The following is an 11,752-nucleotide window of genomic DNA, read 5'->3' on the forward strand; positions in this document are numbered from 1 at the left end:
AACCCTCTGTGCTTAATTCAACCAGCCCTTGACCCAATCCATCACGGCGTCACCGGTGGCAGGCTCCTGCCCACCACAGGTGGCACCGGCTGGCGGCTCACTGCCGCGAATATACGGCATCTGTACCGCACCAGGGCAGTTGGCATCCGATCCCTGACCGGTATGCGGATCGATCCAAGCCTGCACTATGTTATCCGGCTGAGGCATGTCCAGCGGCAGCGGATCGGCCTTCTTCATAAAGCTGGTCCATACCTGCAAGGCACCGGTTGCACCGGTAAATGGTGTTTTACCGTTGTCATCACGCCCAAGCCAGACCACGGCCAGCAAATCCTGGCTGAACCCTGCGAACCAACTGTCACGGGAATCGTTACTGGTCCCGGTCTTGCCTGCCAGCGCAAGGCTTTTGGGCAAGACGTTATAGACCGAACGCCCGGTACCTTCGCGCATCACATGCTGCATTGCGTTCTGGATCAGGAAAATCGAACCTGGATCGAAACGTTGCTGGATCTGGAACGGATAGCGCTTGAGCGGCTCACCCTCTGCGGTCAACACGCTGCGGATACCGCGCATCGGCGTATTGAAGCCGCCATTGGCCAGGGTTTGATACATCGTCGCCACTTCCATCGGGCTCAATGCACCAGCCCCCAGCAACATGGACGGGAATGCCGGGAACTCGCGCTCCACACCCAGCCGTGCCAGGGTCTTGAGCACATTCGGTACGCCGACTTCCTGCCCCAGCCTTACCGTGCCCAAGTTGTAGGAGTTCATCATCGACTGATAGAGGAAAACCGTACCGTGGGAACGACGGTCATAGTTCTGCGGCTTCCAGACCTGGCCATCAGCCCCTTTGATCGATAACGGTTCATCCGACAGCCAACTGGTCAACGTGTACTGGCTTGGTCGCTCCAGTGCCGTGAGATAGACCGCCGGCTTGATCAGCGAGCCAATCGGCCGCACTGCATCCAGCGCCCGGTTGAAACCTGCATAGCCCGGCGCACGACTGCCGATCAGTGCCTGAACCTCACCGGTTTCAGGGTTGGTCACCACCATCGCGGCCTCAACCTCATCCGAACCCTTGCGCCCGGCCAGGCGTTTGAAAGTCTCACCCAGCGCCGCTTCGGACTTCATCTGCAGGATCGGGTCGAAGCTGGTGAAAATCCGTAGCCCTTCTTCGGTCAAGTCTTCGTCGCGATAGTCCTCGCGCAGTTGACGCTTGACCAGGTCGAGGAAGCCGGGGAACGAGCTGTCGGCCAGGCTGCCGCGCTTGGTCACACCCAGTGGCATTTTTTTCGCAGCCGCCACTTGCTCGGCAGTGGCAACGCCTTGTTGTTCGAGCAAGTCGAGCACCAGGTTACGCCGCACCAGCGCACGCTCAGGGTAGCGGCGCGGGTTATAGGCCGACGGACCTTTGACCATGCCCACCAGCAACGCCACTTGATGCAGCTTCAGCTCGGCCAGGGGCTGGCTGAAGAAGAACTGGCTGGCCAGGCCAAAGCCGTGCACGGCGCGCTGGCCGTCCTGACCGACGAACACCTCATTGAGGTACGCCTCGAGAATTTCGCGCTTGTCGTAATGCAGCTCCAGCAACAGCGCCATCATGGCTTCGGTCAGCTTGCGGCTGAGGCTGCGCTCATTGGTCAGGTAGAAGTTCTTGACCAGTTGCTGGGTCAACGTACTGCCGCCCTGGCGCATTTGCCCGGCCGAGGTATTGACCCACATGGCCCGCGCAATCGACTTCGGCGACACGCCAAAGTGGTGGTAGAAGTCCCGGTCTTCGACGGTGACCAGCGTCTCAAGCAGAAACGGCGGCACCTGGTTGATGTTGATCAGGATCCGGTCTTCAAGGTTTTTCGGGTACATGCCGCCGATCAGCAGCGGCTCAAGGCGCACCACAGGCAGCTTGGCACCGTTGGTCGATGACAGCTCTGCCACATAGTCGCCAGAAAACCTGACCCGCACCGGCTGCGCCTGTTCGGCGCCTTCGTAAAACTGGAAACCGCGGGTGTTGAGGTCAACGGTGTTGCCATTGACGGCGGCCGCGCCCGGGCCGTTGGCCACGCTTTCACGGCGGTAGCCCAGCGCATCGAGTTCGGTGAGGAAGTCGTTTTTGCTCAGCTTCTGGCCGACGAACAGCTCCAGCGGCCGGGCATACACCTTGGCCGGGATGGTCCAGCGCTTGCCGGAGAACTTCTCCTGAACGATGGCATCCAGATAGACGGCAAAACCTGCCAGCACCACCAGGCCGACCAGGCTGAGCTTGATTGCCCAGCCCAGCCAGGGCCGAAGGCCGCCAGAGGGACGTTTGGAACGGGAACGAGGAGATCGGGTACGAGTCATGGCGCGAGATTATACGCACTTTATTCATGTTCATCATGCGCAGCCCGGCGGTTTGCACTCCCGCTGTCAGCCGCCATAATGGCGCATCGAATATTCCAGACCTTGAAGGATCAACCGTGAGCCAGAACCTGATTGCCGCCCTGCAAAACCCGGACCTCTACCCCCATGAAGTCGAAGGATTTCAGGTTATCGAGACGCACATCTCCTGGGTCATCCTGACAGGGCCATATGCCTACAAATTGAAGAAACCGGTCAATTTCGGCTTTCTTGACTTCACCGAACTCAGTGGCCGCGAGCACTTCTGCAATGAAGAGCTGCGCCTTAACCAGCGCCTGACCGAAGGCCTGTACCTCGACGTGCTGCCGATCACCGGCACCGACGACGCGCCAGCATTCGGTGGTGAAGGCCCGGCCATTGAATACGCGTTGAAAATGCGCCAGTTCCCGCAAAGCCAGCTGCTGAGCACACTGCAAGCCAATGGCGAGCTGAATGCCGCCCATATCGACGAAATGGCCCAGCAGATCGCGCGCTTTCACACCCAGGCCCCCCAGGTTCCTGCTGCGCACTACCAGGGCACGCCTGAAGCGGTGATGGATCCGGTCCGTCAGAACTTCGAGCAAATTCGCCCGTTCCTTTCGGATAAAGCCGACCTGCTGCAACTGGATGCCCTCCAGGCCTGGGCAGAAGCCAGCTTCACCCGCCTCAAGCCGCTGTTCGAGCAGCGCAAGGCCCAGGGCTTTATCCGCGAATGCCATGGTGACATTCACCTGGGCAATGCCACCATGATTGACGGCAAGGTGGTGATTTTCGACTGCATCGAATTCAACGAGCCGTTCCGTTTCACCGACGTATACGCCGATACCGCCTTCCTGGCGATGGACCTCGAAGACCGTGGCCTGAAATGCCTGGCACGCCGTTTCGTCAGCCAGTACCTGGAACTGACCGGCGACTACCAGGGGCTTGAACTGCTGAACTTCTACAAGGCCTACCGCGCCCTGGTGCGTGCCAAGGTCAGCCTGTTCAGCATGCCGGCCGAAGCCAGCCCGGTTCAGCGGGCAGCCACCCTGCGCCAATACCGCAACTACGCCAACCTGGCGGAAAGCTACAGCACAATTCCTTCACGCTTCCTGACCATCACCCACGGCGTTTCTGCTGTCGGTAAAAGCTCGGTAGCCATGCGACTCGTGGAAGCTCTGGGAGCGATTCGCCTGCGCTCAGACGTCATCCGCAAACAGCTGTTCGGCCAGCAAACGGCTGAAAACGCAGTGGGTGATGGCATCTATAACGCCGATGCCAGTACAGCTACCTACAACAAGCTGCATGAACTGGCCGGTATCGTGCTGCGTGCGGGCTTCCCGGTGGTGATTGACGCCACTTACCTCAAGCGCGAGCAGCGTGATGCAGCCGCCCAAGTGGCTGAAGCGACGGGCGTGCCTTGCCTGATCCTCGACTGCACCGCCCCGGACGCCGTGATCGAAGGCTGGCTGGCCCATCGCAAATCAGTGGGCACCGACCCGTCTGACGCCACCCTGGAAGTGGTCAAGGCGCAGCAAGCCAGCCGTGAACCGCTGGGGGCCGATGAAATCCTGCGCAGCAAGCGTGTTGAAACCAACAACAGCAAAAGCCTCGACACCCTGATTGCCGACATTCGTCAGCGTTTGCCGGGCCTGTAAAGCCAATCCACGCCGTGAAACCGCAAGGGTTTCACGGCACCTGTTTGCGCAAAGCCGCCCACGATCACAAATACGACATCAGATCCGCCACCCCCGTTTCGCGGTGGATGACGCCTGCTGAGTGGTCTGGGACGCTCTACCCCCTTGGCTCCAAGGGGCTGATTTGCACTTTGCGACAGCCCATTCGCTCAATTCCAGCCCCGCCTTGTTCCAAAACCGACTAACGGACTGCGACTTTCCTGCTGAGCGCTACACTCAATAGAGTCACCACACCCCGTAAACGCTGAGCTCACGCCGTCGCAAGGAGAGCTGATGAACGATGAACTCCAGCATTTGAAGAACCTTGGCAAGACCTCTGCGCAATGGCTGCACGCCGTTGGCATTCACAGTGCCGCGGACTTGAGGCGCCTGGGCGCAGTGGATGCTTATCGGGCGGTCAAGGCCCGCGGTTTCAGAGCCTCCAAAGTACTTTTATATGCGATTGAAGGGGCCCTGCTGGATGTTCACTGGAACGATATTCCTGCCGCACGCAAAGAGGCGCTCAACCAGCAAGTCGAGCATCTGGCCGCATTGAAAAAAGCCTGACAGGGCGAATTGGCAACGAACACGATGAACGGTAAAAAACAGCTGTTGACATGGAAATGAGAATTGTTATGATTACGCCATCTGGTCGCGAGACCAGTCGATCTTCTGAAAGGCCCTTGGTTCGGACTCTCAGAAAATCTCCTCATCAGGCTAATCACGGTTATTTGACCCGGCTCTTGCCGGGTCTTTTTTTGCCTGTGGAAAAGTGCCAGCCGGGCGACCGGCACTGTTGCTCAGCGAGCAATCACCATCGGGCAGCCCAGCTCGGGGTGCGGCTGCACCAATACATCAAGACCAAACACGGCCTTGAGCTCATCCGGTTGCAGGACCGCCTGCGGGCAACCCAGGGCCCTTGGGCGACCCTGTTCCAGCAAAAGCAGGCGATCACAATATCGCGCCGCCAGGTTCAGGTCATGCAGGATGATCAGCACCGCGGCGCCGCGATCAGCAAACGCCCGAATGGCCTTGAGCGTGGTGTGCTGATGCAAGGGGTCGAGCATCGAGGTGGGCTCATCGAGCAGCAGGGTCTGCCCGTTCTGCCCCGGCCATAATTGCGCCAGCACCCGGGCCAGATGCACCCGCTGACGCTCGCCACCCGATAACGCCAGGTAGCTGCGCCCGGCAAGATGTTCAACATCGGCGGCCTGCAATGCCTCGTGGATGATTTCTGCGTCACGGGTACGACCGGTCTGATGAGGCAGTCGGCCCATGCCCACCACCTCTTCAACACGAAAGGCAAAATCCAGGGTCGAGGTTTGCGGCAGCACAGCCAGGCGCTGCGCCCGCTGCGCGCCCTTGCAGTGGCCCAAAACCTGCTCATCCAGCCAGACCTGCCCGCCCGTTGGCGCCAGCTCCCCGCACAGTGCCGCCAGCAGGGTGCTTTTGCCCGCGCCATTGGGGCCGAGCACGCCCAGGACTTCCCCCGGCCGTACATCAAGGGTGACATCCGCCAGCACGATTTTCTGATCGCGACGGATCTGCAGGTTTTCCGTACGCAGCATCAGTGGCGGCCTCGCATCAGCAAATAAAGGAAGAAAGGCGCACCGAGAAACGCGGTAACAATCCCGATGGGCAGTTCGGCTGGCGCCAGCGCCAGGCGAGCGATCAAGTCGGCAAACAGCAGCAAGGTCGCCCCCGCCAGTACCGAGGCAGGCAACAGCACCCGGTGATCAGGCCCGGCCAGCAACCGCACCAGATGCGGCACCACCAACCCGATAAAACCGATCATGCCTGCCGCTGCCACCGCAGCCCCCACACCCAGGGCCGTGCAGAACACCAGTTCGCGCTTCAGGCCTTCAACATCGATACCCAGATGACTGGCTTCGGACTCGCCCAGCAACAACGCATTGAGCGCTTTCGCCCGCCGGGGCAGCCACAGGGCGACCCCCGCCGTCACAATCAACAGTGGCCACAAGCGTGCATAGCTGGCGCCATTGAGGCTGCCCAGGTTCCAGAACGTCAGGGTGCGCAAGGTCGCGTCATCGGCGAGATAGGTAAACAAACCCACAGCAGAACCAGCCAAGGCTGTCAGCGCGATGCCCGCAAGCAGCATGACGGCTACATTGGTCTGGCCGTTACGCCGGCCCAGCCGATACACCAGCGCCGTAACCCCCAAGCCACCAAGAAACGCACACAGCGACAGCAGGTACGGACCGAAAAACTCCGGCAACCCGCCAAAGGCAGCCCCGCCAACAATCGCAATTGCCGCGCCCAGGGCCGCGCCGCTGGAGACGCCGACCAACCCGGGGTCGGCCAGCGGGTTGCGAAACAAGCCCTGCATGGCCACACCCGACAGCGCCAGCACACCCCCCACCGCCAGGCCCAACAGGGTTCGCGGCAAGCGGATCTGCCCCAGGATCAACTCGGCCTGCTCAAGGCCTTCACCCGCAATCGGCACCCCGACCAGGCGCAGTGCTGCGCGCAAGGTATCAAACAACGGCAGGCTCACCGGCCCCAGCGCCAGCGACAGCCAGATCGACAACAGGCACAACGCGCTCAAGCCAATAAACAACGACCGTGGTTTAACCAGCGTTCTCATTGGCTGGCCGGGGCCGCGGGATAGAACTCAGCCGTCAGCTGCTTCAGGCGCTCGGGCAAACGCGGCCCCAGGCCACCCACCAGCAGCGTCGGGTCGACTTCGTATATACGCCCATTTTTAGCGGCGCGGATAGACGCCAGCACAGGGTTTTCTTTCAGCAGCGCCTTGCGCGCCGCCTCACCGGTCAGGCTGCGATCGGCAAATACCAGCACTTCAGGATTGAGCCCCGCCAGTGCTTCCACCGAAAACGGCTTGTAACCGCTGTGGGTGGCCAGGTTGTGCCCACCCGCCTGGGTCAGCAGCCAGTCGGCCGCCGTGTCCTTGCCCGCAATCATCGGCTTGCCACCGGCATGGCCCAGCAGCAGCAACACCCCGGGCGCCTGTTGCGTGGCTTGCGCGGCCTTGACCTGCAGTTGATGCTGGTCGAGTTGTTGCTGGTAGTTTTTGAACACCTGTGCGGCCTGGGCCTCGTCCCCGAGCAGGCGGCCCAAATGCTGCAAGTTGCCCTCAAGGCTGGCAAGGTCTGCCTGGGCCGAAAACATTTCTACCGGCACACCGGCACCGCGGATCTGCAACAAAACCGCAGCCGGACCCATTTCTTCAGTGCCGATCAGCACATCCGGTTTCAGGCTCAGGACACCTTCTGCCGAAAGCTGGCGCTGATAGCCGATGCTGGGCAGCGACTTGAGTGATTCAGGGTGCTGGCTGGTGGTATCGACCCCAACCAATTTAGACTCCGCACCCAATACGCTGACCCACTCCGAAAGCGCTCCTCCGGCGCTGACCCAGCGTTGCGGCAATTCGCCAGCCAGGCTGGCATGACTGATCATAAGGCCTGCACAGAACGTAATCAGGCGGGTACTCAGGCGCATACAGAGGCTTTCCTTGAAAAAGAGGGCTCAATGGGACCAAACAATTGTGCCGCGCTGAACACAGCACATCGCAGAGCAAGCTGCCATTTGATAATTGTTTGCATTTGCACGTCAACCTATTAACCCGCTCTACAACGCCACATCTCCATAACCGTTTGGCTGTTATTAAGGATCGCCATGAAGTTTTTATGCCCCTCCCAGGCGCTGGGCGAAGGCGCCAGTCGTGGCTTTGCACTCGATGAGCTGCGCTTGCTGGTGGTTCGCCGTGAGGGCCGGGTGTATGCCTACCAAAACCGCTGCCCCCATCGCGGGGTGGCTCTGGAATGGCAACCCGACCAGTTTCTCGACGCCAGCGCCAGCCTGATCCAGTGTTCGACCCACGCCGCACTGTTTCTGATCGAAAGCGGCGAATGCGTGGCCGGGCCTTGCGCCGGGCAATTTCTGATAGCCCTCGACTGCCATGAAGACAGACAAGGGATATGGATTACACCGCCAACGTCAGAGGATGACGTCTAAACGGCGATCAACCACTACCGCATCAGAGGTCAGGCTGACCCCATAAGCCAGCACCTGCACCCCGGCGGCCACGGCTTCGCGCAGTGCAGCAGCATAGCCCGGGTCGATTTCTTCAGCCGGGCGCACCGCCTCGATCCCCGTCAGGTTGACGCAATACAACTGCACGGCACGCACGCCTTGCCGCGCCAGGGTCGCCAGTTCCCGCAGATGCTTGGCGCCACGCTGGGTCACGGCATCCGGGAATGCTGCAACAGCCGAGCCGTCAAACCCCAGGGTGACACTTTTGACCTCGACATAGGCAAAGCCCTGCGGGTACTCCAGGCGAAAATCGATGCGGCTTTTTTCCTGCCCGTAAGGCACCTCGCGCTTGAGCGCGGTGAAGCCGCTCAGCTCGCTGATCACCCCGGCCAGCAGCGCCTCTTCGATCAAGTGATTGGCACGCCCGGTGTTCACGCACGCCAACCGCCCTTGCGGGGTCTGGCTGATTTCCCAAGTGCCCGGCAACTTGCGCTTGGGGTCATTGGAGCGACTGAACCAGACCTGACCGCCCTCGACCATGCAATTGAGCATGGAGCCGGTGTTCGGGCAATGAATGGTGATCAACTCGCCGGTACTGGTTTCGATATCCGCCAAAAAACGCTTGTAGCGCTTGATCAGCCGCCCTTCTTCCAGCTCAGGTGAAAAACGCATCAGCCCTTCCAGCTCTTGAGGCCACGCGCAATCCGCTCAACAGCTTCTTGCAGGCGCGGCAGACTTTGGGTGTAGGCAAAGCGCACATGATGCCCGGACTGGTAACGGCCAAAATCCAGACCCGGCGTAAAGGCTATGTGCTCGGTTTCGAGAAAATGCTGGCAAAACGCAAAGGCATCACCGCCAAACGCGCTGATATCGGCATACAGGTAAAACGCACCTTCGGGCTCTACCGCAATGCCAAAACCAAGCTCGCGCAAAGCCGGTAACAAATAATCACGACGACGCCCGAACTCGGCCCGACGCTCTTCCAGGATGGCCAGGGTCTGCGGTTCGAAGCAGGCCAGTGCAGCGTACTGGGCCATGCTGGGCGCGCTGATATAGAGGTTCTGGGCGAGTTTCTCGAGGTCGGCCACGGCCTCAGGCGGCGCCACCAGCCAGCCCAGGCGCCAGCCGGTCATGCCGAAATACTTGGAAAAACTGTTGAGCACAAACGCGCTGTCATCCACTTCCAGCACACTCGCGGCATCGCAGCCGTAAGTCAGGCCGTGGTAGATCTCATCCACCACCAGATGCCCGTTGCGGGCCTTGACCGCTGCCGACAGCGCCGCCAGTTCGTCACGGCTCAGCGTGGTGCCGGTCGGGTTGGCCGGGGACGCAACCAGTGCCCCTACGCTGTCTTGATTCCAGCAACGCTCAACCAGTTCAGCCGTCAGTTGATAGCGCACATCCGGACCAACGGGCACCAACTGAGCAGCTCCCTCCACCAGACGTAAGAAATGTCGATTACATGGGTAGCCCGGATCCGCTAGTAACCAGTGCTTACCCGGATCGACCAGTAGGCTAGATGCCAATAACAACGCACCAGAACCGCCTGGAGTAATCAGAATGCGCGACGGGTCGATACTCAAGCCATAACGCTGCTGATAAAAACCGGAGATCGCTTCGCGCAGTTCCGGCAGGCCGCGGGCAGCGGTATACCGGGTTTTGCCAGCGGCCAACGCAGCCTGGCCAGCAGCAATGATCGGCTCGGCCGTGGTGAAGTCCGGCTCGCCGATTTCCAGGTGAATCACATCGTGCCCCGCAGCCTGCAACTCGTTGGCTCGCGCCAACAACGCCATCACGTGGAACGGTTCGATTGCGCGGCTGCGCGCACTGTAAGACTGAGCCATGAGCCTGCCTTCCTGGGTAAGCAAAAGGCTGATTCTACCCAAGCAGTGCTATAAGGGAGAGCTAATTACGGTCTTAGCCCGCTTGCCAATAGAACCAAACAACCCGGCCTTTAGTCATAGCTCGACTAAAATTATTAATTAGCCACTAATCTCAAGCACCACAGGCTCTGCACACACCCCCTGAGAACGGGCTAGACATGCGGGAGTAGCGCAGCCCGATTTGATCTGGTAAGTTCGCCCGCTTGCAGCCGCAGGGCCGGCAGGTGTCGGTGATGTTGCAATCCTGCGCAATGGATTAGAAGAATGAGAGGCGGTCCATTTCATGCCCACACAAGCAAAGCAACAGAATACTCAACTTAGCGGCTTCGAACCCTACGTTGAAAAGAAGGGTGAAGAGTACATGGGCGAGCCCATGCGCAAGCACTTCACCAAGATTCTGCAAAAGTGGAAACAGGACTTGATGCAGGAAGTCGACCGCACCGTTGATCATATGAAAGACGAAGCGGCAAACTTTCCTGACCCATCCGACCGCGCGAGCCAGGAAGAAGAATTCAGCCTGGAACTGCGCGCCCGCGATCGCGAGCGCAAGCTGATCAAGAAAATCGACAAGACCCTGCAACTGATCGAAGACGAAGAATACGGCTGGTGCGAATCCTGCGGCGTCGAAATCGGTATCCGTCGACTCGAAGCCCGTCCTACTGCCGACATGTGCGTAGACTGCAAGACCTTGGCTGAAATCAAGGAAAAACAAGTCGGCAAGTAATCGCCGGTTTGACCAGATGGGGCGTGCGAACGCCCCATTTTTGTTTCTGAAATTTCAGTGCCCTGCGTGGGAGCGGGCTTGCTCGCGATAGCATTACCGCGCCAATGGTTCAAAACCGGGTTGCCCCATCGCGAGCAAGCCCGCTCCCACAAAAAATCGGCCCACGTCCATGACTGCACCCTCCTACATCGGGCGCTTCGCCCCAACGCCCAGTGGCCACCTGCACTTTGGCTCGCTGGTCGCCGCCCTTGCGTCCTATCTCGATGCCCGATCCGTGGGTGGTCGCTGGCTGCTGCGCATGGAAGACCTCGACCCGCCGCGGGAAATGCCCGGTGCCCAGGCCGCGATCCTGGATGCCCTTGAACGCTATGGCTTTGAATGGGACGGCGAACTGGTCCGTCAAAGCGAACGCCACGAAGCCTACGCGGAAGTACTCAACCGCCTGTTCAGCATGGGCCTGGCGTACGCCTGCACCTGCTCGCGCAAACAGCTGGAAGGCTACAACGGCATTTACCCGGGCTTTTGCCGCAACGCCGGGCACTCGATGGATAACGCCGCCATCCGCATTCGCGTACCCGAACTGGAATATGCCTTCACCGACCGGGTGCAGGGCGAGTTCCGTCAGCACCTGGGGCGGGATGTCGGCGATTTCGTGATTCGCCGCCGTGACGGCCTGTATGCCTACCAACTGGCCGTGGTGCTCGACGATGCCGCCCAAGGGGTGACCGATATCGTGCGCGGCGCCGACCTGCTCGATTCCACGCCACGCCAGTTGTACCTGCAAGAGCTGCTGGGCTTGTCACAACCACGCTACCTGCATGTGCCGCTGATCGTGCAGCCTGATGGCCACAAACTGGGCAAATCCTATCGTTCACCCCCCCTGACCCCGGAGCAGGCAACCCCGCTGCTGCTGCGCGCCCTGCGCACCTTGGGTCAGCGCACTGACGAAAGCCTGAGCGACGCTACCCCGCGTGAGGTTCTGGATTGGGGCATTGCCCACTGGAACGCAGCCAATATCCCACGCACACTCACCCTTGCCGAGGCGCAATTACGCTGACAGCCCTTGCAGGTTGCCAGCCATCCGTTACCATCGCCGCACGTTTTTG

General features: G+C 60.3%; 11 protein-coding genes. 5 read left to right on the top strand and 6 right to left on the bottom strand.

The window, feature by feature from the left end; genetic code table 11:
• Positions 1 to 12: 12 nt before the first annotated feature.
• A complete protein-coding gene (gene mrcB, locus AB3G35_RS23175) occupies positions 13 to 2,337 on the bottom strand; it encodes a penicillin-binding protein 1B (protein ID WP_369782170.1) in 2,325 nt (774 codons plus the stop codon).
• A 116-nt stretch (positions 2,338 to 2,453) separates the two neighbouring features.
• On the opposite strand from mrcB, the gene AB3G35_RS23180 reads away from it, so the two are divergent.
• On the top strand, positions 2,454 to 4,010 hold the full coding sequence (locus AB3G35_RS23180) for a bifunctional aminoglycoside phosphotransferase/ATP-binding protein (protein ID WP_106116979.1): 1,557 nt from the start codon (positions 2,454 to 2,456) through the stop codon (positions 4,008 to 4,010).
• A gap of 312 nt (positions 4,011 to 4,322) precedes the next feature.
• Positions 4,323 to 4,595 carry a TfoX/Sxy family protein gene (locus tag AB3G35_RS23185; RefSeq protein ID WP_016783413.1) on the top strand — a complete coding sequence of 91 codons (273 nt, stop codon included), beginning with the start codon at positions 4,323 to 4,325 and terminating at the stop codon, positions 4,593 to 4,595.
• 233 nt (positions 4,596 to 4,828) lie between these two features.
• Here the strand turns inward: AB3G35_RS23185 and AB3G35_RS23190 are convergent, their stop codons facing one another.
• From AB3G35_RS23190 to AB3G35_RS23200, 3 genes are read right to left on the bottom strand one after another with little or no spacing between them, the layout of a single operon-like run.
• On the bottom strand, positions 4,829 to 5,596 hold the full coding sequence (locus AB3G35_RS23190; protein ID WP_106116978.1) for a heme ABC transporter ATP-binding protein: 768 nt from the start codon (positions 5,594 to 5,596) through the stop codon (positions 4,829 to 4,831).
• Positions 5,596 to 6,579, bottom strand: a complete 984-nt coding sequence (locus tag AB3G35_RS23195) for an iron ABC transporter permease (protein ID WP_169845437.1) — start codon at positions 6,577 to 6,579, stop codon at positions 5,596 to 5,598. The genes AB3G35_RS23190 and AB3G35_RS23195 overlap by 1 nt, the downstream gene beginning before the upstream one ends.
• 50 nt (positions 6,580 to 6,629) lie before the next feature.
• Complete coding sequence (locus AB3G35_RS23200) at positions 6,630 to 7,505, bottom strand: hemin ABC transporter substrate-binding protein (RefSeq protein ID WP_106116977.1); 876 nt, start codon at positions 7,503 to 7,505, stop codon at positions 6,630 to 6,632.
• A gap of 177 nt (positions 7,506 to 7,682) precedes the next feature.
• Here AB3G35_RS23200 and AB3G35_RS23205 point away from each other — a divergent pair, with 177 nt between their 5' ends.
• Entirely contained in the window at positions 7,683 to 8,021 is a 339-nt protein-coding gene (locus tag AB3G35_RS23205; RefSeq protein ID WP_369782171.1) for a Rieske (2Fe-2S) protein, read from the top strand.
• Here the strand turns inward: AB3G35_RS23205 and sfsA are convergent.
• The gene (sfsA, locus tag AB3G35_RS23210) at positions 8,004 to 8,711 is read right to left on the bottom strand and encodes a DNA/RNA nuclease SfsA (protein ID WP_016783417.1); all 708 of its coding nucleotides are present in this window, start codon (positions 8,709 to 8,711) and stop codon (positions 8,004 to 8,006) included. The genes AB3G35_RS23205 and sfsA overlap by 18 nt on opposite strands.
• On the bottom strand, positions 8,711 to 9,883 hold the full coding sequence (locus AB3G35_RS23215; RefSeq protein WP_106116976.1) for a pyridoxal phosphate-dependent aminotransferase: 1,173 nt from the start codon (positions 9,881 to 9,883) through the stop codon (positions 8,711 to 8,713). Before AB3G35_RS23215 ends, sfsA begins: the two co-directional genes overlap by 1 nt.
• Before the next feature lie 322 nt (positions 9,884 to 10,205).
• On the opposite strand from AB3G35_RS23215, the gene dksA reads away from it, so the two are divergent.
• Together dksA and gluQRS are read left to right on the top strand one after the other, a co-directional pair.
• The gene (gene dksA / locus AB3G35_RS23220; protein ID WP_016783419.1) at positions 10,206 to 10,646 is read left to right on the top strand and encodes an RNA polymerase-binding protein DksA; all 441 of its coding nucleotides are present in this window, start codon (positions 10,206 to 10,208) and stop codon (positions 10,644 to 10,646) included.
• Positions 10,647 to 10,815: 169 nt separating this feature from the next.
• The gene (gene gluQRS, locus AB3G35_RS23225) at positions 10,816 to 11,703 is read left to right on the top strand and encodes a tRNA glutamyl-Q(34) synthetase GluQRS (protein WP_095040934.1); all 888 of its coding nucleotides are present in this window, start codon (positions 10,816 to 10,818) and stop codon (positions 11,701 to 11,703) included.
• The last annotated feature ends 49 nt before the right edge of the window (positions 11,704 to 11,752 follow it).

The organism is Pseudomonas sp. WC2401 (genome assembly GCF_041200115.1).
Lineage (GTDB): Bacteria > Pseudomonadota > Gammaproteobacteria > Pseudomonadales > Pseudomonadaceae > Aquipseudomonas > Aquipseudomonas fragi.

Coding starts and splice junctions, on each gene's coding strand:
- mrcB (WP_369782170.1), bottom strand. CDS start 2,337: ATGACTCGTACCCGATCTCCTCGTTCCCGTTCCAAACGTCCCTCTGGC.
- AB3G35_RS23185 (WP_016783413.1), top strand. CDS start 4,323: ATGAACGATGAACTCCAGCATTTGAAGAACCTTGGCAAGACCTCTGCG.
- AB3G35_RS23190 (WP_106116978.1), bottom strand. CDS start 5,596: ATGCTGCGTACGGAAAACCTGCAGATCCGTCGCGATCAGAAAATCGTG.
- AB3G35_RS23200 (WP_106116977.1), bottom strand. CDS start 7,505: ATGCGCCTGAGTACCCGCCTGATTACGTTCTGTGCAGGCCTTATGATC.
- AB3G35_RS23205 (WP_369782171.1), top strand. CDS start 7,683: ATGAAGTTTTTATGCCCCTCCCAGGCGCTGGGCGAAGGCGCCAGTCGT.
- sfsA (WP_016783417.1), bottom strand. CDS start 8,711: ATGCGTTTTTCACCTGAGCTGGAAGAAGGGCGGCTGATCAAGCGCTAC.
- AB3G35_RS23215 (WP_106116976.1), bottom strand. CDS start 9,883: ATGGCTCAGTCTTACAGTGCGCGCAGCCGCGCAATCGAACCGTTCCAC.
- dksA (WP_016783419.1), top strand. CDS start 10,206: ATGCCCACACAAGCAAAGCAACAGAATACTCAACTTAGCGGCTTCGAA.
- gluQRS (WP_095040934.1), top strand. CDS start 10,816: ATGACTGCACCCTCCTACATCGGGCGCTTCGCCCCAACGCCCAGTGGC.